This window comes from Methylocystis sp., from assembly GCF_051061285.1.
Lineage (GTDB): Bacteria > Pseudomonadota > Alphaproteobacteria > Rhizobiales > Beijerinckiaceae > Methylocystis.
The window spans coordinates 155,597-181,136 of record NZ_JBPFEA010000045.1 but is presented as its reverse complement, the minus strand read 5'-3'; the positions used below and the strand labels follow the sequence as shown (position 1 = coordinate 181,136).

General features: G+C 63.3%; 22 protein-coding genes and 1 tRNA gene. 11 read left to right on the top strand and 12 right to left on the bottom strand.

The features are described 5' to 3' along the window. Positions 1-18: 18 nt before the first annotated feature. The gene (locus ACR65T_RS16245) at positions 19-1,479 is read right to left on the bottom strand and encodes a circularly permuted type 2 ATP-grasp protein (protein ID WP_434497465.1); all 1,461 of its coding nucleotides are present in this window, start codon (positions 1,477-1,479) and stop codon (positions 19-21) included. A 198-nt stretch (positions 1,480-1,677) separates the two neighbouring features. On the opposite strand from ACR65T_RS16245, the gene ACR65T_RS16240 reads away from it, so the two are divergent. Then, a complete protein-coding gene (locus ACR65T_RS16240) occupies positions 1,678-3,879 on the top strand; it encodes a carbohydrate porin (RefSeq protein ID WP_434497464.1) in 2,202 nt (733 codons plus the stop codon). Between the two features lie 52 nt (positions 3,880-3,931). Further along, a complete protein-coding gene (locus ACR65T_RS16235) occupies positions 3,932-4,429 on the top strand; it encodes a hypothetical protein (protein WP_434497463.1) in 498 nt (165 codons plus the stop codon). A gap of 31 nt (positions 4,430-4,460) precedes the next feature. Here ACR65T_RS16235 and ACR65T_RS16230 read toward each other — a convergent pair whose 3' ends face one another. The 3 genes from ACR65T_RS16230 to ACR65T_RS16220 are packed head-to-tail and all read right to left on the bottom strand — an operon-like array spanning position 4,461 to position 6,756. Next, positions 4,461-4,742 (bottom strand): hypothetical protein, encoded by a 282-nt coding sequence (locus ACR65T_RS16230; protein WP_434497462.1) that lies wholly within the window; start codon positions 4,740-4,742, stop codon positions 4,461-4,463. Beyond that, on the bottom strand, positions 4,739-5,215 hold the full coding sequence (locus ACR65T_RS16225; RefSeq protein ID WP_256031872.1) for a glutathione peroxidase: 477 nt from the start codon (positions 5,213-5,215) through the stop codon (positions 4,739-4,741). Before ACR65T_RS16225 ends, ACR65T_RS16230 begins: the two co-directional genes overlap by 4 nt. Before the next feature lie 38 nt (positions 5,216-5,253). After that, the gene (locus tag ACR65T_RS16220) at positions 5,254-6,756 is read right to left on the bottom strand and encodes a sigma-54-dependent transcriptional regulator (protein WP_434497461.1); all 1,503 of its coding nucleotides are present in this window, start codon (positions 6,754-6,756) and stop codon (positions 5,254-5,256) included. A 281-nt stretch (positions 6,757-7,037) separates the two neighbouring features. Here ACR65T_RS16220 and rdgB point away from each other — a divergent pair, with 281 nt between their 5' ends. The 5 genes from rdgB (at position 7,038) to ACR65T_RS16195 (ending at position 11,784) form a co-directional block, all read left to right on the top strand. Beyond that, the gene (gene rdgB / locus ACR65T_RS16215) at positions 7,038-7,667 is read left to right on the top strand and encodes an RdgB/HAM1 family non-canonical purine NTP pyrophosphatase (protein ID WP_434497491.1); all 630 of its coding nucleotides are present in this window, start codon (positions 7,038-7,040) and stop codon (positions 7,665-7,667) included. Between the two features lie 195 nt (positions 7,668-7,862). After that, entirely contained in the window at positions 7,863-9,164 is a 1,302-nt protein-coding gene (locus tag ACR65T_RS16210; RefSeq protein WP_434497460.1) for a glycosyltransferase, read from the top strand. Positions 9,165-9,407: 243 nt separating this feature from the next. Further along, positions 9,408-10,925, top strand: coding sequence for an aldehyde dehydrogenase (gene adh / locus ACR65T_RS16205; RefSeq protein ID WP_434497459.1), 1,518 nt, complete (start codon positions 9,408-9,410; stop codon positions 10,923-10,925). A 185-nt stretch (positions 10,926-11,110) separates the two neighbouring features. Further along, positions 11,111-11,509, top strand: a complete 399-nt coding sequence (locus ACR65T_RS16200) for a DUF779 domain-containing protein (RefSeq protein WP_434497458.1) — start codon at positions 11,111-11,113, stop codon at positions 11,507-11,509. A gap of 190 nt (positions 11,510-11,699) precedes the next feature. Next, positions 11,700-11,784, top strand: a tRNA-Tyr gene (locus tag ACR65T_RS16195). Between the two features lie 62 nt (positions 11,785-11,846). Here the strand turns inward: ACR65T_RS16195 and ACR65T_RS16190 are convergent. Continuing rightward, positions 11,847-13,469 (bottom strand): GNAT family N-acetyltransferase, encoded by a 1,623-nt coding sequence (locus ACR65T_RS16190; RefSeq protein WP_434497457.1) that lies wholly within the window; start codon positions 13,467-13,469, stop codon positions 11,847-11,849. 300 nt (positions 13,470-13,769) lie between these two features. Between ACR65T_RS16190 and ACR65T_RS16185 the strand changes: the two genes are divergently transcribed. After that, a complete protein-coding gene (locus tag ACR65T_RS16185; protein WP_434497456.1) occupies positions 13,770-14,864 on the top strand; it encodes a HupE/UreJ family protein in 1,095 nt (364 codons plus the stop codon). A 129-nt stretch (positions 14,865-14,993) separates the two neighbouring features. On the opposite strand, the gene phaC is transcribed toward ACR65T_RS16185, so the two are convergent. Then, a complete protein-coding gene (phaC, locus tag ACR65T_RS16180) occupies positions 14,994-17,003 on the bottom strand; it encodes a class I poly(R)-hydroxyalkanoic acid synthase (RefSeq protein ID WP_434497455.1) in 2,010 nt (669 codons plus the stop codon). A gap of 248 nt (positions 17,004-17,251) precedes the next feature. Continuing rightward, complete coding sequence (gene ald / locus ACR65T_RS16175; RefSeq protein ID WP_434497454.1) at positions 17,252-18,382, bottom strand: alanine dehydrogenase; 1,131 nt, start codon at positions 18,380-18,382, stop codon at positions 17,252-17,254. Between the two features lie 125 nt (positions 18,383-18,507). Here ald and ACR65T_RS16170 point away from each other — a divergent pair, with 125 nt between their 5' ends. The 3 genes from ACR65T_RS16170 to ACR65T_RS16160 all read left to right on the top strand — a co-directional run bounded on the left by ACR65T_RS16170 (position 18,508) and on the right by ACR65T_RS16160 (position 20,924). After that, entirely contained in the window at positions 18,508-18,909 is a 402-nt protein-coding gene (locus ACR65T_RS16170; RefSeq protein WP_434497453.1) for a DUF3775 domain-containing protein, read from the top strand. A 95-nt stretch (positions 18,910-19,004) separates the two neighbouring features. Next, on the top strand, positions 19,005-19,343 hold the full coding sequence (gene smbP / locus ACR65T_RS16165) for a small metal-binding protein SmbP (protein ID WP_434497452.1): 339 nt from the start codon (positions 19,005-19,007) through the stop codon (positions 19,341-19,343). 147 nt (positions 19,344-19,490) lie between these two features. Continuing rightward, positions 19,491-20,924 (top strand): amino acid permease, encoded by a 1,434-nt coding sequence (locus ACR65T_RS16160; RefSeq protein ID WP_434497451.1) that lies wholly within the window; start codon positions 19,491-19,493, stop codon positions 20,922-20,924. A gap of 45 nt (positions 20,925-20,969) precedes the next feature. Here ACR65T_RS16160 and hpnE read toward each other — a convergent pair whose 3' ends face one another. From hpnE to ACR65T_RS16135, 5 genes are all read right to left on the bottom strand, one after another. Next, positions 20,970-22,217: a hydroxysqualene dehydroxylase HpnE gene (gene hpnE, locus ACR65T_RS16155; RefSeq protein WP_434497450.1), complete on the bottom strand. Its 1,248-nt coding sequence runs from the start codon at positions 22,215-22,217 to the stop codon at positions 20,970-20,972. Continuing rightward, on the bottom strand, positions 22,214-23,089 hold the full coding sequence (gene hpnD, locus ACR65T_RS16150; protein ID WP_434497449.1) for a presqualene diphosphate synthase HpnD: 876 nt from the start codon (positions 23,087-23,089) through the stop codon (positions 22,214-22,216). Before hpnD ends, hpnE begins: the two co-directional genes overlap by 4 nt. Further along, a complete protein-coding gene (gene hpnC / locus ACR65T_RS16145) occupies positions 23,086-23,988 on the bottom strand; it encodes a squalene synthase HpnC (RefSeq protein ID WP_434497448.1) in 903 nt (300 codons plus the stop codon). The genes hpnD and hpnC overlap by 4 nt, the downstream gene beginning before the upstream one ends. Positions 23,989-24,025: 37 nt before the next feature. Beyond that, positions 24,026-25,243 carry a glycosyltransferase gene (locus ACR65T_RS16140; RefSeq protein WP_434497447.1) on the bottom strand — a complete coding sequence of 406 codons (1,218 nt, stop codon included), beginning with the start codon at positions 25,241-25,243 and terminating at the stop codon, positions 24,026-24,028. A gap of 88 nt (positions 25,244-25,331) precedes the next feature. Further along, positions 25,332-25,538, bottom strand: a complete 207-nt coding sequence (locus ACR65T_RS16135; RefSeq protein WP_434497446.1) for a ChaB family protein — start codon at positions 25,536-25,538, stop codon at positions 25,332-25,334. Positions 25,539-25,540: the final 2 nt, after the last annotated feature.

The following is a 25,540-nucleotide window of genomic DNA, read 5'->3' as shown; positions in this document are numbered from 1 at the left end:
GGCATATGCGAGTTCTTATCACGCTTGCCCCATCGGCTCCTCGGCGACCCACGCGTCGTCGATCACCCAGGTGTCCTTGGTGCCGCCGCCCTGGCTCGAATTCACGACGAGCGACTTCTCCGTCATCGCGACCCGGGTCAGACCGCCCGGCACGACGCGGGCGCCATTGGCCCCCTGCAGCACGAAGGGCCGCAGATCGACATGACGCGGGGCGACGCCGGTCGCCATGGCGATCGGGCATGTCGAAAGCGCCAGCGTCGGCTGAGCAATGAAATTCTGCGGATGCGCCTTAAGCTTGGCGCGAAACTCCTCGATTTGCGCCTTGGCCGCATGCGGTCCCACGAGCATGCCATAGCCGCCGGAGCCGTTCACCTCCTTGACGACGAGTTCATCGAGATGGTCGAGCACGTAAGCAAGCGCTTCCGTTTCGCGGCAGCGAAAGGTCGGAACATTCTGCAGGAGCGGCGCTTCCCCTAAATAAAACCGAATAATGTCAGGCATGTAGGTATACATCGCCTTGTCATCGGCGGCGCCGGCGCCGACTGCATTCGCCAGCGTCACATTGCCTGCTTGATAGGCGCCCATCAGTCCGGCGACGCCGAGCGCCGAATCCGGCCGGAAGCACAGCGGGTCGAGGAAGTCGTCGTCGATGCGCCGATAAATGACGTCGACGCGGCGTGGGCCCTCGGTCGTGCGCATATAGACGACGTCGTCGCGAACGAAGAGATCGCGGCCCTCGACAAGCTCGACGCCGAGCTTATCGGCGAGAAACGAGTGTTCGTAGAAGGCGGAATTGTACTGGCCGGGCGTCATCAGGACGATCGTCGGATCGCCGTTGGCGCGCGGCGGCGCGACCGAGCGCAAGGTCGCAAGCAGCTCATCGGGATAGTTTTCGATCGGCGCGACGCGATGCAGCGCGAAGAGCTCCGGGAAAAGCCGCATCATCACTTCGCGGTTCTCGAGCATATAGGAGACGCCAGACGGCGTCCGCGCATTGTCCTCGAGAACGAAGAAGCCCTGATCGTCGGTGCGCACGATGTCGACGCCGGCAATATGCACGTAAATATCGTAGGGCACGCGCCGACCCGCCATCTCGGGGCAATAGGCGGGGTTGCGATAGACGAGATCGGCGGGAACGATTCCAGCCCTCAAGATCTCGCCGGCGCCATAGATGTCGGCAAGAAACGCGTTGAGCGCGGCGACGCGCTGGATCAGACCTTTTTCAAGCGTCGTCCATTCGCTGCGCGCGAGTATGCGCGGCAGGATATCGAAGGGAATGAGCCGCTCGGTGGCCTCCTGCGCGCCATAGACCGCGAAGGTGATGCCGATGCGACGAAAAAGCAGCTCCGCCTGCTCGCGCCGCGAGGCCAGGAGTTCGGGCGGGGTCTCCGCGAGCCATTGCGAAAGCTTGCGATAAGGGGCGCGGGTGCGGCCGTCCGCTCCAGCCAGTTCATCGAACTGCGTTATGCGTGAGTCCATTGCAAGAACTCCCTTTTGGCGGCCTCGGCTGGCGGCCTTTTTTGCAGTTCGAAGCAAGGACTGCGCCAATAGTCGCTGCGAAAATCTGTCACAGAGATCTACTATTTGGCCGAAGGATGATTCGCGCGGCGCTTGGTTTCTGGCGCAGCCTTATCGCCTATCCAACGGAGACGACGTCGGCAAGGTTCTTGAGAGCGCATGCACAGGCCTCGATCCTTCCTCACGTCGAGCGTCGGCGCCCCTCGACATGGAACGCCGGCGAGCGCCGCCGCGCGCCTGGCTTTTGTCGTCTCTCTTGGTTTTGCATTTTGCGCGCTGAATGCGAACGCGGCGCGCTGCGAAGACCGGCCGCCGGTCTTCAGCTGGGTCGGCATGTATATGGGCGCAAGCCTCGGCGGCGCCGTTCCGCTGCACGCTGGCGAGCGGCTGCTGCAGGCGACGAGCGGCTTCGGCGCGCCCGTCTTCGATCTTTATCCAAGTGGCGGGACGCGCCCAGGCGTCACCGTCGGCGCGCAGGTCGGCTATAATTGGCAAAGTGGCCCCGTCGTCTGGGGTTTCGAAACCGATCTCAGCCTTCTCGATGGCAGGCGCGGCCCGCATGGGCTTTTCCCCGCCTCGCCGGCCTATGTTCCCGGCCTTCCGGCGTATGCGCTCTCCGCCAATTCAAGCGCGAATTTCTTCGCGAGCATTCGCGGGCGCGTCGGCTACGCCTGGGACCGCTCGCTCTTCTATCTGACGGGCGGCGTCGCGGCGGGCGGCGCAAGAGGTCCGGCGACTCTGACGCTCGGCGCGAGAGGGCTCGATGCGATTTTCTCTGCGCCATGGTCGCAATCCTCTCGGATGAAATATGCCATCGGCGCCGGCTTCGAATACGCCTTCGCCGACAATTGGTCGGCGCGCGCCGAATATCTCTTCCTCAATCAGTCGCTGAACACACAGGTCTTCGACAATGGCGCCGGCTATTCCTATGTGTCGCGCATGCGCAATGAGAATCATCTGCTGCGATTCGGTCTGAATTATCATTTCGGCGCGAAGAGCGAGATTTCTGGCGAGTTGCACTACGGCCAGCACGCACATAACAGCCAAAATTCGGGCAATGGGGGGAACGCCGGCGATCCGGACGCCCCTGAACGCTACAGCGTGCATGCGCAGACGACGAATGTCGTCCAGGCCTATCCGCGGTTTCGCGCGCTCTATGACGGACCCAACAGCTTTCCTTCCGGCGGCAAGGCCAATGTCGGCTCAACCAGCGATCTATTTCTGGGCCTGCGCCTATGGGAGGGCGGCGCCGTCTATCTCAATCCCGAGATCGACGAAGGCTATGGACTGGCCAATTCGGTGGGCGCCGGAGCTTATGTAAACGGCGCCGTCGCTAAGGTCGGCCGAACGGCGCCCTATATGCGCTTCCAGCGTTACTTCCTGCGCCAGATCATCGGACTGAACGGCGGCGAGGGACAGCGCGATCCTGACGTCGGCTCCCGGAGCGAAGTGCTTGAATCGACGCAAAACCAGATTTCGGGCCGGGTCGACAAGGATCGCATCATCATCACGCTCGGAAAATTCGCCGTGCCCGACGTCTTTGACGACAATGTCTATGCGCACGACCCGACGACCGGCTTTCTCAATTTCGCCTTCAACGAGATGGGCGCCCTCGACTATGCGGCTGACGCCTGGGGCTATACTTACGGACTCGCCGCGGAGTGGAAGCAGGACTGGTGGACGGCGCGCGGCGGCGTGTTTCAGCTTTCGACGACCCCGAACGGTTTCGATATCGAACCGCAGCTGTTTCGACAATTCATGAGCATCGTCGAATTCGAGGCGCGCTATGATCTCTTCAGTCAGCCCGGCGCAATCAAGTTCCTGGCCTTTGGCGACAACGGCTATATCAGCAAGATCGACGACGTCATTCGTCACGCTTATCTTGCCGGCGAATTTCCGCCGAGCGTCGACACCGCGCGGGGACGCGCGGTCAAGACCGGCGGCGGCATCAACATCAAACAGCAGCTCGCGCCGCATCTCGGCTTCTTCTTGCGCGCCAGCATGGCCGACGGCCGCTACGAAACGGTCGATTACACCGACATTGATCGGCAGCTCTCGATGGGCGTGGTGGCCGGCGGCGCCTTATGGGGACGCGACGACGACGAAATCGGCGTCGCCGGCGCCTTCAGCGGACTACACGGTTCGCGCGTGCGCTATTTCGGGCTTGGCGGAACCAGCGTCTATATCGGCGACGGCGCGCTCTCCTACGCCGGCGAGAAAAATATGGAGGCCTATTACAAGATCGGCTTCGGCAAGAATATCGATGCGACCTTCGATTATCAGCTGCTGGTCAATCCCGCGCATAACAGCGCGCGCGGGCCGATCAACGTCTTCGGACTGAGATTGCGCGCCGCCTTCTGAAAAAAAAGCGTGCGCATAAACCGCTCCCCCCATCACCTGAGTGGAGAAATCGATGTATCGGTATCCTGCCCTTACGATCGCGATCGCCCTTTCTTTACTCGCCCCGCTGTGTGAAATGCGGCGCGCCTTGGCGCAGGAGGACAGCGCGACCACGCTCGCGGCGTTGCTGACAGGTCACGTCTATTCGGGAGCATATTACAGAAAGGAGAAGATCCAATCGGTTCAGCTGGCGCCAGGGCGGAACCTGCTCGGCATCGAGTTCGACGACGCCGAAGAGTCGCTTCCCGTAACCGCCATAATCCCCTTGCGCGAGGTCGGCGATGTGAAACTCACTGGCTCCACGGCAGAGATATCCTGCCGACAGCCGGATTGCATCTCTTTCACCTCAGAGGATTTTCGGCACGCGGTCTCCAAGCTCGAGCAAAATCCGAACGCACAACTCGTCGGCCTGAAACGAAGGAGCGTCGTTGAAATCGGCTGCAAGCCTGAAAACGGCAGGGCCGTCATGCGTGCGATTGTCAGCCTCCTGCGCGCGACTAAGGGCAAGTGACGCTCTATCAAGCGGGCGACGCGCGGGTAGCTTACGCCAGATAGTCCGGCAGCCTCCGCTCGAACTCCGAAAAATAGCGAGCAATAACGCTCACGTCGAAGCGCGCGAGAATGCTCTCCTTTGCTTCGCGGTCGAGAAGAAAGCGGAAGGCCGCGTCTATAAATCTTTGCGCATCGGCGCCGCCGCTGAGCCGCAGTAGATCTTTTCGTGAGAGCGTGACGCGATGCTGCGTTTCGCTTCCCTGATCGCGCACCGTCACGTCGAAGACGAGCGGATCGCCGTCTTCAATCATGCGCGCATCGATGGCGGTCACAGCAGCGCCTCCACATCCTTCGCGATCTGCTCGGGCGTGTCGGTCGGCGCGTAACGCTTCACGACATGCCCCTCGCGGTCGACGAGAAATTTCGTGAAGTTCCATTTGATCGCTTCGGAACCCAGAATTCCCGGCGCCTCGCGCTTGAGCAGGCGATAGAGCGGATGCGCGGTCTCGCCATTGACGTCGACCTTGCCGAACAGTGGAAAGGTGACGTCGTAATTCGCCGAACAGAAGGACGCGATCTCCTTCTCGGAGCCCGGCTCCTGCGCGCCAAACTGATTGCAGGGAAAACCCAAGACGACAAATCCCCGATCGGCGAATTTGCGGTAAAGCGCTTCGAGCCCGGCGTATTGCGGCGTGAAGCCGCACCGGCTCGCGACATTGACGACCAGCATGACTTTGCCAGCGTAATCGGCAAGCTTCCTCGGCTGGCCGTCGATCGTTGTCGCTTCGATGTCGAACAGCGTCATGAAACCCTCTCACGAAAAAGGAAGCCTGCGCCCCCAGACTACGCGACCAGCGTTCCCGAAGGCTCGGAGTCGCTTTCTGACGCTTCCTCGAGTCCGTATTCCTTCATCTTTCGATAGAGCGTCGAGCGACCAATTCCAAGTCGCCGCGCAATTTCCGACATCTGGCCGCGATAGTGCGTCAAGGCGAAGCGGATCGTCGCGGTCTCGATGTCGTCGAGCGTGCGCATTTCGCCGTTCGTCCCAAGCAGCGACATCGCATTCGGGTCGCGGATTTCGACGCGGACGATCTCGCGTTCGCGCGGCGCAGTCCCGGGGGCGCCCGGCGCAGGCGCGGGCGGCACACGCACTTCATAGCCTTGGACATGGGCCGCGATTTGCGGAAATTCGGCGACCGTCAGCTCGTCGCCGTCGGCGAGCACGACGGCGCGAAAGACGGCGTTCTCCAACTGGCGGACGTTGCCCGGCCAGTCGTAGCTCGTCAGCAGCGACAGCGCTTCCGACGTCACGCCGCGGATATTGCGGCCTTCCTCGGCGGCGAAACGCGCCGCAAAGCGCCTGGCGAGATCGGCGACGTCCTCGCGGCGACCGCGCAGCGGCGGAATGTTGATCGGGAAGACGTTGAGCCGATAGAAAAGGTCCTCGCGAAACAGCCCGCGTTTGACGAGATCGATGAGATTTTGATTGGTCGCCGAGATCAGTCGAATATCGACCCGGATCGCGCGCTTCGCGCCGACGGGATCGATTTCGCCTTCCTGCAGCGCGCGCAGCAACTTCACCTGAATGTCGAGCGGCAGTTCGCCGATCTCGTCGAGAAACAGCGTCCCGCCGTTCGCCTCAACGAATTTGCCGCTGTGCTTCTCGGTGGCGCCGGTGAAGGCGCCCTTCTCATGGCCGAAGAGAATCGATTCAACGAGATTGGCCGGCAGCGCGCCGCAGTTGACCGTGACGAAGGGCTTACCCTTGCGATCCGACGCGCCCTGGATGGCGCGCGCTACGATCTCCTTGCCGACGCCCGACTCGCCTTCGAGAAGCACCGGAATGGAGGAATGCGCCGCGCGCTGTCCGAGCCGGATGACGCGCGCCATGTCGTCGCTGCGCGAGACGAGGTCCTTGAAGGTCAGCGCGCCCTGCGCCCGGCGGCTGATGCGGCGCACTTCGTCGGCGAGCGCGTCGGCGGAGAGCGCGTTCTTGATCGATATTTGCAGGCGTTCCGCGCCGACCGGCTTGACCACAAAGTCATGGGCGCCGGCGCGCATCGCGGAAATGACGGCCTCGATCGACCCATGCGCGGTCTGCACGATCACCGGCGTCGCGAGCTTCATGTCGCGCATCCGGGTGAGCACGCCCATGCCGTCGAGGTCAGGCATGACGAGGTCCAAAATGAGCAGCGCTATGGCCTTGGCGCCAGGCTGCGTCAGCCGCGCAATCGCCTGTTCGCCGCTTTCGACGGTCTCGGTCTCGTAACCAAATCGCCGCGTCATAGCTTCCAGCAGACGACGTTGAACGGGATCGTCGTCCGCTATGAGAATGGTCGAGGTCATTTCGTCCCTTGCATTCCGGGATAATCGAGCGGCGAAGTCGCCGCGTCAGGCTTGGCGCGTCCCGGAACCGTCTCGGCGGCTCCTCAATCGTTGCCAAGCATAGTAAAGGCGGGGTTAACCGCGCCAAGACAAAACTTTGTAGCGCCTTCCGACCCTTCGACCAAGACCCCCAGAGGGCGATCGTGGCGATTTGGCGGCGAATCGCTGCAAGTTATGGAGATGTCAGCGCCATGGCGACGCCCCGCCGGCGCGCCGGGAACCGCGCGGCGGGAGGAAATCTGATGGATCCGCGCAAAATCGCCGGCAAGCTCGTGATCGCCACGCATAATCCCGGGAAGCTTTGGGAACTCAGGCAATTGCTCGAGCCACATGGCGTCGAGGCGGTTTCCGCCGGAGAACTCGGCCTCGAGGAGCCCGAGGAGACCGAACAGAGCTTCGCCGGCAACGCGCTTTTAAAGGCGCGCGCCGCCGCCATGGCGTCCGGATTACCCGCCTTTGCCGACGATTCCGGCCTTTGCGTCGCGGCGCTCGATGACGCCCCCGGCGTCTATTCGGCGCGCTGGGCGGGGGAGGACCGCGACTTCAAGGCCGCCTGCGCCCGCGTCGAGCGCGAGCTTGAGGCGCGCGGCGCCACGCCGCCCTATCGCGCGCATTTTACCTGCGCGCTCGCCATCGTCTGGCCGGACGGCCATATCGAGCAGTTCGAGGGCCGCGTCGACGGCGTTCTCGTCTTTCCGCCCAAGGGCGAGAAGGGCTTCGGCTATGATCCGATCTTCAAGCCCGACGGGCTCGACAAGACCTTCGGCGAGATGATGTCGGCGGAAAAACATGCCCTGCCGGGCGACGGCTCGCAGGCGCTGTCGCACCGCGCCCGGGCGTTTCAGGCGCTGGCGAAGGCGTGTTTGCGATAGCGGCCTGACTGAGCGCGGCGACGGCCTGTATTTCCTCAATGACGTTGAGGACGGACGCCGCCCGTGGCATCACATAGACTGGCAAACTCATCCGGGCGACCGGGTTAACGATCGCGATTTTTTTAACGGGGTCGATGATGGGCGTTTCGTTCGAAATGAGATCAAGGATTGATGGCATAGAAAGCTTCATAAAATATGACCCATTCGACGAAGCGTCGCAAACGAGTTTTGCTAGCAACCTTCGGGACCCTTGGCGACATCTACCCTTTCATCGCCATCGCGCACGCGATGTGTCATCGAGGACTCGATGTCGTAATTGCCGCTCCCGAGATGCATCAAGGCTCGATTGAGCGAGAGGGCATAGCGTACGCTCGTTTACGTCCACACGAGGGCGATATCCTGAACGCCCTCGGCGTCGACCTTTCTGGCGCCTATCGGATTATGCTCAAGAATCCCTATTTTATTCTCGATGAAATCTATCTACGATTCTTGTCCGAGTCCTACCACGACACCTTGGCAGCCGCCGAAGGTGTAGACGTCATAGTCTCACATAGCCTCCTTGTGGGGGCTAGTCTCGCGGCTGAAAAATCTGGTCTGCCATCCGCGCGAGTCGCTCTCGCACCGATGTACCTCCAGTCGGCGGCGGCTCCTTCGTTCACCCCACCAGCGCCGTATGTTTTGCTGCCCAGGTCGCGGCAGGCGATCGGGTACAACAGGTTGATCCGATCCTTCGTGCGCACCGGCATAAATCTTCGAATGAATCGTCTACGATCTTTTCGACGAGAGATCGGATTACCTGGTACACAGGAAGACTTCTTTCTGGATTTTGGAAGAAAGAACGGGGCATCGAAGATCTATGGCCTTTATTCGCCCAGCTTCGCAGCGCGCCCACCTGACGGGCCTGCGAACTTGGTCATTCCGGGTTTCCCCTTCTACAAACCTCGCGATGAGCGTCGGCGCACGCTGAGCAAAGCTTTGATGTCGTTCTTATCAGCGGGAAGCGCCCCGATCGCTTTCACCTTGGGTTCTTTCGCTCCCCAAGTATCCGGTAGCTTTTACGATATCAGCATAGCTGCTGCCCGCGCACTTGGAAGTCGAGCCATCCTCCTCGCTGGGCCAAAAGACGCCAACAGACTCGCAACTTCAGTTGGTCCGAATGAGTTCGTTTGCGACGATGCCCCTCACGACGAGCTCTTTCCTCTTGCGTCCTGCGTGGTCCATCACGGCGGAATCGGGACAACGGCGCAAGCCTTACGGGCTGGCAAACCTCAGCTGGTAGTGCCTTTTTTTGGCGATCAGCCTGACCATGGCAAGCGAATAGAGCGGCTCGGCGCTGGCCGCGTTATAAGTCTTTCCAGCTATAACCTACGAAATGTTGCCAGCGCCCTTACCGCGCTTGGTGACGGCCACTATCTGCGAGCAGCGCACGCGTTTGCTTTATCCATGCAAATGGAACGTGGGGTCGATGCGATAGTAGAGTGGGCGATTTGCGCTTGATGCTTGAAGCAGGTTGCTGCTGATTGAGGCGATTCGTGCCGCACGCCGATGCTTCAGCGAGTATTTCAGGAATGCGCGGTCAGTGGAAATGGGGTGTCCAAAGCGCGGGCTAAGCCTCGGTAACGCCAGATTCGCTCGAGCTTCCCCTTAAGCATTCATTTCGCTTGGCGTGCGCGCGCCTGCCGCTATGTTGAGAGGCAAAAGACCAGCCAAACGCCACAGGGAAACGCCAGGGGAACGCCCATGACCAAGCATGAAACTTTCGCCGCGCTCAAACCGCCGTTCAAACCGCGCTATGGCAATTTCATCAATGGCGCATGGGCGGACGCGAAATCCGGCCGCGTCTTCGACAATGTCTCGCCGATCACCGGCCAGAAGGTTTGCGAGATCGCCCGGTCCGACAAGGACGACGTCGAGGCCGCGCTCGACGCGGCGCATGCCGCCAAAGACGCCTGGGGCAAGACGAGCCCGACGGAACGCGCCATCATCCTCAACCGCATCGCCGACGTGATGGAGGCCAATCTCGGTCTCCTCGCCGCCGCCGAAAGCTGGGACAACGGCAAGCCGATCCGCGAAACGAGCGCCGCCGACATTCCGCTCGCGATCGATCACTTCCGCTATTTCGCCGGCGCCATTCGCGCCCAGGAAGGCGGCATCTCGGAAATCGACCACGACACCATCGCCTATCATTTCCATGAGCCGCTCGGCGTCGTCGGCCAGATCATCCCCTGGAACTTCCCGATTCTGATGGCGGTTTGGAAGCTGGCGCCGGCGCTCGCCGCCGGCAATTGCGTCGTCATCAAGCCGGCCGAGCAGACGCCCGCGAGCATTCTCGTCTGGGCGGAGCTCGTCGGCGAGCTTCTTCCCAAGGGCGTGCTCAACATCGTCAACGGCTTTGGGCTTGAGGCCGGCAAGCCGCTCGCCTCATCGAACCGGATCGCCAAGATCGCCTTCACCGGCGAGACGACGACCGGCCGGCTGATCATGCAATGCGCCAGCCAGAACCTCATTCCGGTGACGCTGGAGCTTGGCGGCAAGTCGCCCAACATCTTCTTCGAGGACGTCGCCCGCGAGGACGACGACTATCTCGACAAGGCGATCGAGGGCTTCGTCATGTTCGCGCTCAATCAGGGCGAGGTCTGCACCTGCCCGAGCCGGGCCCTGGTGCATGAGAAGATCTACGATCGTTTCATGGAACGCGCCTTGAAACGCGTCGGCGAGATCAAGCAGGGCAATCCGCTCGACCCCGAAACCATGATCGGCGCGCAGGCCTCCTCCGAGCAACTCGAAAAGATCCTGAGCTATATCGACATCGGCAAACAGGAGGGCGCGAAGGTGCTCGCCGGCGGCGAACGCAACGCGCTCGCGGGCGAACTCGCCGGCGGCTTTTATGTGAAGCCGACCGTGCTCGAAGGCCATAATCGGATGCGCGTGTTCCAGGAGGAGATTTTCGGTCCCGTCGTGTCGGTGACGACCTTCAAGGACGACGACGAGGCCTTGGCCATCGCCAACGACACGCTCTACGGCCTTGGCGCCGGCGTGTGGAGCCGCGAAGCCAACCGCTGCTATCGCTTCGGCCGCGCCATTCAGGCGGGACGCGTCTGGGTGAACTGCTACCACGCCTATCCGGCGCATGCGGCTTTCGGCGGCTACAAACAGTCGGGCATCGGCCGCGAGAATCACCGGATGATGCTCGATCACTATCAGCAGACCAAGAACATGCTGGTGAGCTACAGCGAAAAGAAGCTGGGCTTCTTTTAGCCCCCTCCCCAGCCCTCCCCCGCTTCGCGGGAGAGGGAGTCCGATCCGGGCCAGGATGCAAAGCCGCGCAATCTTCGTGGTTTGGGTCCCCTCTCCCATCCGAAGTCGGCTGTTGCCGACTTCGGGGTCAATGCGCAAACCGGGAATACCCGATTTGCGAAGCGGGGGAGAGACAGGAGGGGGTAGTGACCACGACAGTCAAAACGGCAAGAGTCATCGCCACGCCTGCGGCGCTTGATCTCATCGCGCGGCTGCGCGGCGAACATGGCGCGATCCTCTTCCACCAGTCGGGCGGCTGCTGCGACGGCTCGGCGCCGATGTGCTATCCGCAAGGGGAGTTCCTCGTCGGCGACGGCGACGTTCTGCTCGGCGAGATCGGCGGCGCGCCCTTCTACATCGGCGCGGCGCAATTCGATTATTGGAAGCACACGCAGCTCGTCATCGACGTCGTGCCTGGCCAAGGCGGCATGTTCTCGCTCGACAATGGCACGGGGCTGCGGTTCCTGACGCGTTCGCGGCTTTTTTCCGACGACGAGCTGGCGCATCTGGCCGCCGCGACGCCGGCCGCTGATTCACCAGCTTGAGCGCTGCAGCGAGGCACGATGCCTCTGCTCGGGTTCTTGCGTCCCAATGGACGGCGAATGGCGGCGCTCGAGCGGGCTCAGCGTCGCGCCCAGCCCGCCGGGGAGTTTAAGGTTGACACTGCGCCGCAGGGGCCGCATATGCCGCTGCATCGGCCGCTTCATCGCGGCCGCCGTCTCTTTGCGAGACGATGGGGGAATGTCCCGAGCGGCAAAGGGGGCGGACTGTAAATCCGCTGGCTAAGCCTTCGTAGGTTCGAGTCCTACTTCCCCCACCACTGGATCACCTCTTCCGCTGCGTCCCCGCCCCTCCGCCGTGGGCGGGTTCGCTAAACGCGCCTCATGATTTCGCGTCGTCGTGTCGCACGAGCCTGTAAAGATCGAACCGCCGGTCCCGTAGATTACGGACAGTGCCTTCCCGCCGCGCCCAGGCGAGGTCGGAGAGATCGAGATCCGCGACGGCGATGGTTTCGACATTTTCCGTTGTCTCCGCCGCGACGCCGTCGCGCGCGAAGGGGAAGTCGCATGGGGTCAAAATGCAGGACTGGGCGTATTGCACGTCCATGTTCTCGACGCCCGGCAAATTGCCGACATTGCCGGAGAGAACGACGTAACACTGATTTTCGATCGCGCGCGCCTGGCTGCAATATCTGACCCGAAGATAGCCCTGACGATTGTCCGTGCAAAAGGGCACGAACAGCAACTTCGCGCCCTCGTCGGCCAAAAGCCGGGCGAGTTCGGGAAATTCAGAATCGTAGCAAACGAGCACGCCAATCGGTCCGCAATCCGTGTCGATGGCGCGAATCTCGTCGCCGCCCCGAATGTTCCACCAGTTGCGCTCATTGGGCGTGGGATGGATTTTCTCCTGCGCGTGCACGGCTCCGTCACGCAGAAAGACATAGGCGACATTGCGAATATCGCCGTCGGCCACGCGGGTCGGATGGGAGCCGCCGATGATGTTGATGTTGTAGGACAGCGCCATCTGTCGCAGCGCCGCGACGAAGGGCTCCGTCCGTTGCGTCAGCGCTTCGATCGCTTCCACGGGGCCAAGACGCTTTTTTTCGAGCGCCAGCAGCTGCAGCGTGAACAGCTCCGGAAAGACGACAAAGTCCGATTTGTAATCGGAAACGACGTCGACGAAATATTCGATATTGGCCAGAAACTCTTCGAAACTTTTCACGGCGCGCTGCTGAAACTGAACGGTCGCAACCCGCACCCAATCCTTGGGGCGGATCGCGCTCTTCGTCGGCGTCGCCTCCTGGTCGACATAGGGGTTGCGCCAGACCATATGCGCGGCATAGCCGAGACTCTCGTGATCGCTCGGCATGTAGGCCTCGAGCACGCCGAGGGGCTCAAAACCATTGCCGATTTGAAAACTGGCGACCTGATCCCGAACTTTGCGCGCCTTGACGGCTTCGAGATAGGCCTCGGGCGTCTTGAATTCCTTGATTTTACGGGACAGTCCCGGCATGCGGCCGCCAAATACGATGCCTTTCAGCTCCAATTCTTCTGCAAGCCGCTTTCGGGCCTCGTAGAGCCGCTGGCCAATGCGCAAACCGCGCCAGTCAGGATCGACGCAGACTTCCATGCCATAAAGCCAGGGGCCGGCGGCGTCATGGCGAGAGGCGTAGCCGCCGCCGGTGATCTCCGTCCAATTATGCCGTTTCAGCGCGGTCGCCTCGTCGATGCGGAAGGTTGCCGCGTAACCAACGATTTTGCCTTCATAGTCCGCGACAAACTGACCTTCGGGGAAGGAGGTGATCTGACCGAGCAAATTCCCGCGGCTGTAAACGGGGAGCGAGGGATAGGCCCGCTTCATCATGGCGATGATGTCAGGGACGTCGCCACGGTTCGCGCGACGAATGACGAGCTGCTCCTGGGATTTGAGCGTCTTTGATTTCGTACTGAGGCCTGGGGGCACCGAAACGCTCGCTTTCTTGAGAAACTCAAATCTGTCGGACACTTCTAATCAATTGAATCGGGTCGAGGAAGAAAATCCGGAACTGGCGCGCAAAGCCGCCGGAAGGGGCGAGCGGCGCGGGCCTCTTGGCGTCGCGCATTAGGAGGCGCGAGGCTCGAAAAACCTTCCCTCCCATGCCCTTATCCTTCGACGCGGCGCTTCGCCTACGGCGAGAATTAAATGAACTGACCCACCGCCGACGGCAAAGATCGGCTTGCGCCTGCTCAACGCTCCCGCTTCCGCTGTCTTGTCCAGCGCAGCGGCGTTTGGCATGTTGCGCGGCCACGAACGAAGGGAGCGCGTATGACCGGAGTTTTCAGGATAGTCGCCGCCGTAATCTTGTTTTGCGTCGGCCTCGCGGCTCCGGCTATGGCCCATACGCCTGATATTTCGACAGGCAAAATTCTTCCCAAGGACAATCGAACCTATGCCGTCGAGGTCGGCTTTCTCGCCACCGATCTCGAGCGCATGTTTCAGGACACGATGAGCGAACGCGCCAGCGTCGACCTCTCGGGGCCCGGCGCGCTCGAAGCGGAAATCGGCAAATTTGTCCAAAAGCGTGTCGCAATGCGCGATGCGACAGGCCGGGCCTGCATCGCCAATGTCGTAAAGTCGGGCGAAGACCCCACCAACCAGGACAGCGCGCTCGTCTTGATCCGCTTCGACTGTGGCGGAACGACCGGAACGCTCTTCTATGACGCGACGAAGCTCCTCGCCACACAAGGCGCAAAGGGGAAGCATCTGGTCACCCTCGAGGGAAGCGAAAACGCCGGCCAGACCATGCTCTACCCCGACGATCCCCCGCTCGATCTGTCAAAGCCGATGGAAACCACCGCACAGCTGATGTGGAAGTTTCTCAAAGCCGGCGTCGAACACATCGTCACCGGCTACGATCATTTGTGCTTCCTGTTCGCGCTCATTCTGTGGGCTACCCGCATTTGGCCGGTCGTGAAGATCGTCACCGCCTTCACTATTTCGCATTCGATCACGCTGTCGCTGGCTGCGCTCAATATCTTCACGCTTCCCTCGACATTGGTCGAAGCGCTGATCGCCGCTTCGATCGTTTTCGTCGCTGTGGAGAACTATTTCTCGCGCGACGTCGACAACCGGTGGCGCAACACTTTCTTATTCGGCTTCATCCATGGCTTCGGCTTCGCCTCGGCGCTGACGGAGATGGGCGTGCCGCAAGGCGGGGTCGTGCCCGCGCTCGCCGCTTTCAACATCGGCGTCGAACTCGGCCAGATCGCCATCGTCTTCGCGGTCATGCCGATCCTGTTCCTGATCGACAAACAGACAGGCGGCAAGCGCAGCGAAAAGCTCGTCTACGTGGTCTCGGCGCTGATTGCGATTGCGGGCGTCTACTGGTTCTTTGAGCGAATCGGGGTTCTTCCCGGGTGAGGCCAGGATGACCTCATCGGTTGTCGCGGGCCCGCTGCGTCGACGAACACGGGTGAAACGGCGCGCCACTAAAGCGTGCGCCGCGGCGTCACGTTTCGCGCCGCGACCCTGCCGGATCCAACCTGCCGCCTATCCCTTTACCCGCGCATATTCCCCAGGCGCGTCGCAGATGATTTTGAGCTTGCCGCCGCCGGGCTGGCGCGCGGGGACTTTTCTGGGCGCCTGCGCCGTCACCCAGGCCAGCCAGTGCGGCCACCAGGAGCCCTTGGTTTCCCTTGCCTTCTTGATCCAGTCCTCGAAAACGCCCTTCGGGGGGCCGCCCGTCCAATATTGATATTTGTCTTTGGAGGGCGGGTTGATGATCCCCGCGATATGGCCCGAGCCGCCGAGCACGAAGGTCACCTCGCCGCCGAAAAACCTCGCGCCGCGAAACACGGATTGCGCCGGCGCGATATGATCCTCTCGGGTCGCGATCTCAAAGACCGGCACCTTCACCTGACGCAAATTGAGCCGAACGCCGTCGATGACCATCTCGCCGCGGGCCAGACGATTTTCGAGATAGCAGCTGCGCAGGTAGAAGGAGTGATTGGCCCGCGGAATGCGCGTCGAATCGGAATTCCAATACAAGAGATCGAATGCGGCGGGCTCGACCCCCTTCATGTAATTGTTGACGACATAATTCCAGATGAGTTCGTTCGGCCGCAGCATATTGAAGGCGTTGGCCATCTTGTAGCCTTCGAGATAGCCGGTGCGCGCCATGCTTTCGTCGAGCGCCGCGAGCCGCGCCTCGTCGACGAAAATCTGCAGATCGCCGGCGTCCGAAAAATCCACCTGCGTCGCAAAGAAGGTGACGCTGTCGATGCGATCGTCGCCGGTCGCAGCCATATAGGCGAGCGTCAGCGCGAGCAGCGTGCCGCCGACGCAATAGCCCGCCGCCGTGACCTTGCGTTCGCCCGTCGCCTTCTCGATCACGTCGAGCGCGGTCAGCACCCCCTCGTGCATATAGGCTTCGAACCCCTTTGTGGCCTTGGTCTCGTCGGGATTGACCCAGGAGATGATGAAGACCGTGAAGCCCTGCTCGACGGCCCAGCGCACGAAACTTTTCTCGGGGTTGAGATCGAGCACATAGAACTTGTTGATCCAGGGCGGCGTGATGAGTAGCGGCCGCGCATAAACTTCCGACGTCGTCGGCTCATATTGAATGAGCTCCATCACGTCATTGCGCCAGATCACCTTGCCGGGCGTATTCGCCAGATCGACGCCGAGTTCGAATTTCCGATCCGCGCTCTGGCGAATTTTCAGCACGCCGCCGCCCGCGGAAATGTCTTCCGCGAGCATTTTCAAGCCGCGAACCAGATTCTCGCCCTTGGCGTCCATCGTGGCGCGCAACAACTCGGGATTGGTCGGCACGAAATTGGATGGCGAGATCGCGCTCGAAATCAGCCGCGTATAAAAGACCGCCCTGGCCTTTGTCTGCGGGTCGAGGCCCTCGGCGCTCTCGACCATGTCGCCGGCCCAGCGCGACGCGAGCAGATAGGATTGCCGCAGCCAGTCGAAGAACGGATTCTCGTTCCATTCAGGCCCCGAGAAGCGCTTGTCGGAGAGATCCGAGGGGACAATCGGGGCGACATTCTCGCCGCCGTAGCGGCGAAGCGTCTGCCGCCAAATCTCGCTCAACCCGCTGTAAAGATCGGCCTGAGCGACGGCGGCGCGCTCGGGCTTCGACAGCCAATATTCGGCGACGGCGCCGAGAGTCTTGGTGGCGTCGGCGACGCTCGCGGCGAGTTCGCTTCGCGTTTCGTCGGGATTGGCGCCGCCGATCGCCGCCGCCAGCGCCTTGCGGCCCTCGTCCACGAGCTGCGCCATGTTGTCGGCGATCGCTTCGATATCAAACCGGGCGAATGTCTCCAGATTGGCGAGCGGCGCGGGAGCCCCGGCGCCAATGGGCGTCGCGGGCGCGGCCTTTTGCGGAGCGCTGGGCGCGGAAGGCTTTTTCGCCGCAGTCTTTTTCTTGGCCTTGTTCTTGGCCTTGTGGGACGGCTTCACCGGCGTTTCGGACTTGCCGAGCGCGGAGACCTTTTCCGCCGTGGCCCCTCGTTTCCGGTTGGCGGCGGGATCCTGGTCCTGGTTCGCGCTCATGCCCTAAACCTGTCTGTTTTTCGAATGATGGGGCGCGCCGCTCCGCAAACGCCGCGTCGCTCTGGTCTAACAACTGCGCGCTGATGAGAAAAGCTCTGCCGGCCTGGCGCGAGAAGATGCGTCCCGGCGACATAAGCGCGAATTATTACAATGCAATGCCGAAGCTCGCGCCGGAGCCAACGCTCTCCAGCATCGATTGTGCGAAAAAGTCGCATGGACCGGAATGGATAATGTCATTCAGCAGGATGCTATGCGGCGCCGGCGCTGTCCAGCGCCATGAGCTGCGGCGACAGCGGCAAGCCATGCGCGGCGGCGACGGGCGGCGAAAGAATGCGCCCGGCGGAAATTTCCAGCCCCGCGCGAAGATGCGGGTCGTCCTCAATGGCGCGACGCCATCCCTTGTTGGCGAGCGCCAGCGCGAAAGGCAATGTGGCGTTGTTGAGCGCGAACGTCGACGTGCGCGGCGTGACTCCGGGCATGTTGGTGACGCAATAATGCACGACCCCGTCAACGACATAGGTCGGGTCGGAATGGCTTGTTGGCCGTGACGTCTCGCAGCAGCCGCCCTGATCAATCGCGACATCGACGATCACGGCGCCGCGCTTCATCGTCGACAGCATGTCCCGCGTGATCAGGATCGGCGCCTTGGCGCCTGGCGCGAGCGCCGCGCAGATGACGAGATCGGCGCGCTTCACCGATTCGGCGATCGCGGCGCGGGTCGAATAAATGGTGCGCGCCGCGAAACCGAAACGCGTTTCGAGACGCCGCAGCGCGTCGGGGTTGCGGTCGGCGACAAGCACGCTTGCGCCCATGCCGAGCGCAATCGCCGTCGCCTGCGCGCCGACGCTGCCGGCGCCGAGAACCAAGACGTCGGCAGGCGGCACGCCCGGCGCGCCCGCGAGCAGAACGCCGCGGCCGCCCGCCTGCTTTTCAAGAAAATGCGCGCCGATTTGCGGGGCGAGCCGGCCGGCGATTTCGGACATCGGCGCGAGCAGCGGCAATCCGCCGCCGGGCGCCGTGACCGTCTCATAGGCGATGCAATGGGCGCCGCTCGCCATCAGCTCGCGCGTGAGTTCAGCGTCGGCGGCGAGATGGAAATAAGTGAAGAGCACATGGTCCGGCCGCAAATAAGCAATCTCGCGTCGCTGCGGCTCCTTCACCTTGACGATCAATTGCGCCGCGGCAAAGAGCGCTTCAGGACCATCGACGAGCGTCGCGCCCGCGGCAGCGTAATCCGAGTCCGACAGCCCCGCGCCCTCGCCCGCGCCGCGCTCGATGAAGACTTCATGTCTCGCATGGGCAAGCTCGGCGACCGAAGACGGCGTCAGGCCCACCCGATATTCGTTGTCTTTGGTTTCTTTCGGCGCGCCGACACGCATTTCCGGCTCCAAAATACGGCGTCGACTTGGGTAAAAATCTCGCCTTCGGGGAATATATGCAAAGGGCGACCTTTCAAAACAAGGGCGAAGGTCAAGCGCGTTTTCAGAACGGCGGAGAGGAAGAAATGCCGACCATCAATACGGACAAAGTCTGTTTCGTCGTCGTCAAGGCGCGTGAGCTTGAAAGTGAAGACGAGGGGATCGACGCGGACGCCTCGAACGCCACGGACGACGGTTTCGTCAGCGTGTTGACGGAGGACGCGTTCCCCACCATTCGCGACGAGGTTTCATCCTTTATCGAAGCCATGGACATCGACGAGCAGATCGAGCTCGTCGCCCTGATGTGGGTAGGACGGGGCGACTTCGCCGCCAGCGAATGGGGCGAAGCTCTCGCGCAAGCGCGAGCCCGGCACGAAGGCGCGACATCCGCCTATCTGCTCGGCGTTCCGCTTCTCGCCTCGTTTCTTGAAGGCGGCCTGGCGGAGTTCGGCGAGAGCTGCGAGCTTTTTGCCGCCGACCGGCAGTGATCGCCGCGACGTCGGAGAATGCCGGAGAGGACCTCGATACTAGAGCGAAAGCGACCATATTAACGTCATGCGGCGAAGCATTGAGGAGATCCCCCATGAATCGCAGGATTTTTGCAACCGCCCTGGCTCTATCGATCGCGGGCTTTTTCGCCCCCCGATTGGCCTACGCCGAAGACCATCTGGGTGAAGCCATCACCCACACCCAACAGGCGATCAGCGAAGGCAAGCAGGGAAAGGCCGAGGCGCTGACGATGCATGCGGAAGAAGGCTTGAAGCACGCAAAGGCCGCCGAAGCGCAAAAGCCGAACGAGCACACCAAACAGGGCATCTCGCATCTCGAAATGGCGATTGACCACGGCAAGCAGAAGCACCCCGACATCGCGACGAAACACGCCGAAGAGGCGCTGACGCATCTCGAGGCCGCCAAGAAATAGGCCGCGCCGCCCAAACAAAATGGAAAGAGCGGCCATACTGGGGCCGCTCTTTTCTTTTGCGGCTGCGCATGGCCGGGCGGCAATGACAGCGCCGCCTGGATCGCCTATGGACGTCATGGCGGACACGCCCGCCGACGGGCCATTTTGATGAAGCTTTCCTCGCTGCTGCGGGCCAAATCCATCGAATCGCTGCAAGCCGAAGCCGACCGGCCGGGCGGATTCCGTCGCGTGCTCGGCGTCTGGCAACTCACCGGCATCGGCCTTGGCGGCCTCATTGGCGTCGGCATTTTCGTGCTGACCGGCGTAGTGGCGGCGACTCAGGCCGGCCCCGGCGTCGCCCTCTCCTTCCTGATCGCCGGCGTCGCGAGCGCCGCGGCGGCGCTGTCCTACGCCGAATTCGCCGGCATGATTCCCGTCGCCGGCAGCGCCTACACATATGCCTACGCCGTGCTGGGCGAACTCGCCGCCTGGATCATCGGCTGGGACCTTCTGCTCGAATATGCGCTGGTCGTCGCCGTGGTGGCGATCGGCTGGTCGGCCTATTTGCAGGCGCTGCTCGCGCAATTCGGCCTCGCGCTTCCCGATTGGGCGAGCGGCGCGCCCGGAACCGGATCCGGCCGCGTCGTCGACCTTTTCGCCGCGCTCGGCGCGCTTGGCGTCGCCTTCCTGTTGACGCTGCGCATCGAACTCGGCGCGCGCTTCAACGCCGCGATGGTGGTCGTCAAGATCGCCGCGGCGCTGTTGGTGATCGTGGCGGGACTCCCCTATGTGCGCGTCGAGAACTGGACGCCCTTCATGCCCTTCGGCTTTTCCGGCGTGGCGCAGGGCGCGGCGGTCGTGTTCTTCGCCGTGTTCGGCTACGACACGTTGACGACGGCGGCCGAAGAAGCCCGCGCGCCGCAGCGCGACGTGCCGCGCGCCGTCCTTCTGTCGCTCGTCGTGGCGCTGACGCTCTATATCGCCATGTCGCTCGTGCTCACCGGAATCGTGCGCTACGACACGCTCGACAATCCGGCGCCGGTCGCGACCGCCTTCGCGTCGCTCGGCCTGCCCTGGGTGGCTTTTGTCGTCTCGCTCGCGGCGGTCGCGGGAATCGCCAGCGTGATGCTCGCCTTTCTGCTCGCCTGCGCCCGCATCTGGTTCGCCATGAGCCGCGACGGTCTGCTCCCCGGCTGGTTCGCGAAACTGCATCCGCGCTTTCACACGCCCTATCGGCCGACGCTGATCGCCGGCGCGCTGACCGCGCTCGTCGCCGCGCTCTACCCGATCAAGGAAGTGGCGGAGCTGGTGAATATCGGCACGCTCTCCGCATTCGTCGTCATTTGTTCGGCGATCATCGTGCTGCGCCGCACGCGCCCGGACGTGCCGCGCAGCTTTCGCGCCCCTTTCGTGCCGTTCACGCCGCTCGCCGGCATCGGCTTCTCGCTCTGGCTGTTGTCGCGCCTGCCGGCGGTGGCGTGGGAGCGCTTCGCGATCTGGATGGCGATCGGCCTCGCCATCTATTTTCTCTACAGCCGCCGTCACAGCCGGCTGGCGCAGGGCGTCGACGCGCCGCAAGACCGCCGGCAAAATTCGCATTGATGAGGCGCAAGGAAGCTTCCTTACGCCATTCACGAACAGTCACATTCAACTGGCCGTCGTCGCCAGTTCCGCCGCTCTATCCCCTGATCGTATCGAGCCCTCGATCGTCGCCGGCAGGCCCGTATTCGTCCAGTCGCCGGCAAGCCACAAATTGTCCCAGCGCGTCTTCGCATCGGGCCGGCGCTTCTCCTGCGCCGGCGTCGCGGCGAAGGTGGCGCGCTTCTCCTTCACGATCTGCCAGGGCGGCGGCGCCGCCGGCAGGCCCGTCGCGGCGGAGACCTCCGCCCAGATTTTTTCCGCCAGCGCTTCGCGCGACTCATCGATCAGCCGGTCGGCGCCGCTGATCGTCACCGACAGGCGATCGTCGAAGGCGAACAGCCATTCGGTGAGCGTGCCGATCATGCCGAGAAGCAGCGGCTGGCCCGGCGGCGGCGCGATCTTGAAATGCGCATTGAGGATCGCGCGAAAATCATCGGGCGCGACGAGACCGGGCAGAAGCTCCTGGGCGATCCACGGCGGCGTCGCGAGGACCACCGCGTCGCCTTTTTCCAGCGTCGCTTCCGCGTCGCCGAAACGCAGCGCGGCGACGCGAGACTCCTCGAAAGCGATGTCGCGCAGACGCGCGCCGAAGCGCGGCTCGACGCCTTTGGCGCGAAGCGTGCGCAGCGCCGGCTCGATGAAGGCGTCGCCGAGGCCGCCCTTGGCGACCATCGGTCGGCAGGCGTCGCCGCCGGCGGCAAGCGTCTCGCGCAGCACGGCGCCCGCGAGCGTGGCGGACGCCTCTTCAGGCTCGGTGTTCAGCGCCGAGAGCAGAACCGGTCGCCAAAGCTTCTCCCACAGCGGGCCGCGGCAACGCATGGTGTCGCCAATGGTCGCGCCGTCCTGCGCGAAGAGAAGCTTTCCGGCGCCGAGATAGTCGAGCGGCCCCGTGCCGGGAACGCGGCGGTCGGCGACAAACACCCACCAGGGAATGCGCGAGGCGTTCGGGCGCAGCGTCCAGCGCTCGGCCGTGCGCGCGTCGAGAAAATCGAAGGCGCATTCGTCGGGACCAACGAGCGCGTCGCTCGCGCCGATGCGCCTGGCGTAATCCCGCGCCGCCCGATTGCCCGAGAGCAGCAAATGATTGCCGTTGTCGATCGTCAGGCCGAGCGATGCGTCGAAATAGGAGCGGCAGCGGCCGCCGGCCATGCGCGCGGCTTCGTAGAGCGCGACGCGCCGTCCGGCGTCGGCAAGACGCAGCGCGCAGGCGAGCCCGGCGAGGCCCGCGCCGACGACATGAACCGTTTCGCTCACGTGAAGGCGTGTCGCAGGAAGGCGCTGACGAGCTTGAGACGGGACGCCCGCACCGGCGCGCGCGGCGCCGAAAAGCCGCGAGCCGCGAGATTGTCGAGGATCGAACGATAGCCGGCGGCCATGAGATAGGGCGCTTTCACCGCGCGCTTGGGCAAGCCCGCCATCACCAGATTCGCCTGGTCGTAATGTTCGCGGGCGCGGCAGAGGACCGGCGCGCACACCTCTTCGAGCGAGGGATGCGACAGCACGGCATGCGGCGCGAAGCTTGTCACTCCGGCCGTTTCAAGCGCCTCTCGGGGCAGATACAGCCGCCCGCGCGCGGCGTCCTCGTCGAGGTCGCGCAAGATGTTGGTGAGCTGCAACGCGCGGCCGAGGTGGTAGGCGAGCAGTTTCGGACCCGTCGGCAAATCGCATTCGGCGCCCGGCTCATCCTCCGCGAGACCGAAAGCGCGCACGGACAGCCGTCCCACGGCGCTCGCGACGCGGTCGCAATAGAGCTCAAGCTTTTCCCAGTCCGGCGCGCAAATATCCTCCTCGACGTCCATGGCCATGCCCTCGATCACCGATTCGAAATCGGCGCGGTCGAGTCGGAAACGGCGGACGGGTTCAGAGAGAAAGCTGACGCGCGCGCGGATGCGGCCGGCGTAAAGCTCATCGAGGTCGGCGCGCCACTGGTCGAGCGCGGCGCGGCGCGCGGCGCGGTCGCCCTCGTCGTCGGCGATGTCGTCAACGGCGCGGCAGAAGGCGTAAATGGCGAACATCGCGTCGCGCCGCGGCGGCTCGAGGATCCGCATCGCGAGATAGAAGGAGCTTCTGGTCGCGATGGCGCGCGTGCGCAACGTCGCGGAATCGGCGAGCGCGTCCATGGTCATTGGCGCGTCCTCGGCCGCGCTCTCGGAAGGGCCTCGGAATCCGCGCGGCGTGGACGCGAAATGCGGCGAAGAAGCGCGCCAAGCGCGCCCGCCGCCCCTTTGAGCGCAAAGCCGAACTTGCCGTCGTGAACCTTGTCGCGAAGCGGGTCGGCGACCGCGAGGCGCGCAATGAGCTGCTCGGCCAGCGTCTGGATGGCGCCGACCTCCATGGCGAGCCGCACGTCGTCGATCAGATCGGCGAAGGGACGCGATTGCGCGAGCAGACGCCCGGTTTTCTCGTTGAGGTCGCGGATCGTCGCCAGAAGCGGCGGCGGCGCGCTTTCTTGCGCGAGCATCTCGACAGACGCGCCATGCGCCGCGAGCGCATCCTGCGGCAGGTAGACGCGGTCGAGGTTGCGGTAATCCTTGCCGCAATCCTGCAGGTGATTGATGATCTGCAGCGCCGCGCAGAGCGCGTCATTGGCCGGCCAGACCCGGCCGGGATTCTCGCCGTGGAGATCGCAGACGAAACGCCCCACGGGCATGGCCGAATAACGGCAGTAGTCGACGAGATCGTCCCAGTCGCGATAGCGCAGCTGCGTCACGTCGCGCTTGAAGGCGGTGATCAGGTCGCGCGCATGCTGCGGATCGAGGCGCCGCTCCCGGCAGGTTTCACGAAGGCGGCGCGCGACGTCCGCATCCTTTTCCGCCTGTCCGATCAGGGCCGCGTCAAGCGCGTCCAGCAGATCCAGCTTCTCTTGCGCGGAAAGCGTCGGGTGGTCGGCGATGTCGTCGGCGGCGCGAACGAAGTCGTAGAAGGCGAGGATCGGCGCGCGATGGCGCGGCGCAATGAGAAAGGAGGCGACGGGGAAATTCTCGTCGCGATGGGTCTTTCCCGAACTCGTCTGCGCAATTTCCATATGACGCCGTCTTGCCGCTCCACGGCGCTGGCGCGCCCTATACCTCGATTTGGCGGTTCGCCTCGATCTCGCCGGGCGTTTCGCAGCGCTGCGCCGACTTTTGCGCGCGCGGCCCCTGGTAGCGGCCTTTCCATTCGCCGCCGCGGCCGCTTAGGTGCCGCCAAGCCGATTCAACCGTAAACCACGTATAGCATGCCGCGACCCCTGGCAAAGCAAAGGCGCGCCACCGCGACAGGCCGTAAAAGCGCAGCGTCGGCATATAGGCCTGCGCCATCAGGAGCCAGGAGACGAGCGCCGTCTCGCGCGCCGGCGATTCGCCGAACAGCGCCAGATAGGGCGGCGCAAGATAGGCGGCCGCCAAGCCAAAGAGCGCGCCCGCGAGACGCCAAGGGGAATAGCTGAGCTGCGCGTAGGCCGATCGCACGACCATTCGCGAGATATCGGCAAGGCGCGGATAGGCGCGCAGGCTATGGACGTCTTCGGTCAGACCCAGCCAGATCGGCCCTTGCGCCTTCATCAGCGCGCCCAGCGCGCAATCGTCGATCAGCGCGCCGCGAATGGCCCGCAGGCCGCCCGCGGTCGCGAGCGCCTCCGGGCGCAGCAGCATGACCCCTCCCGCGGCGCCCGCCGCCGGGTGATCCGGATCATTGATGTGGCGGAACGGGTAAAGCTTCTGGAAATAGAAAATGAAGGCGGGGACGAGCCAGCGCTCCGCGACGCTTTCGCAACGAAGTTTGACCATGAGCGAGATGAGAACGGCGCCGCGCGCCGTCGCGCCCGAAGCGAGTCGGGCGAGCACATGCGACGAAAATTCGATGTCCGCGTCGCAAAACAGCACGAAATCCGGGTCGATCGGCAAGCTTCGCACGTAATCGAACCCGCGTTGCATCGCCGCGAGCTTTCCCGTCCAACCGGCTTCGGGTCCGCGCGAGGAGAGAACCGTCAGGCGGCTCGAAGCGCCACAGTCGGCCGCGCAGCGGCGGGCCGCCTCGGCGGTGCCGTCGTCGCTCTCGTCGTCAACCAGAACAATGTCGAAGCGGCCATGGAACTGCTGCGCGAACAGCGAAGCCAGGCTTCTTTCGATGACGTCGGCTTCGTTTCGAGCCGGAACGATCGCCACGACATGGGTCGCCGGGACCGCGGCGTGACCGCCCAGGTTCCGGTCATGTTCGGTCAGCCGCCAGAACCCGCCGCGAAGCGCGATCAGATAGAGCCAAACGAACAGCCCGAGGGCGGAGATGACAATCGCGAGCATGGGCGAATCGGGGTAAGGATTCGACGAAGACCCGTCTTTTATCACTCGCGCTCAAGGCAGGCCAGCGCGCCCTCCTGTCGGTCATGTCCTACCGGCTCACCCAGCCCGCGTCGGTCTTGACGTAGCTTCGCTTCACTGCGGCCCAGGCGATGCGATGCGCCGCCTCCTCCTGCCGCGGGTCGCCGCGATGGGCCTCGAAGGCGTGGTTGAAGGCTTCGCGATAGATGTCCTGCGCGTGGTCAGGAAGGATGTGCCGGAGATTTTCGGGCAGGTCGGCGTTGCCGTCGTAGGGCATGC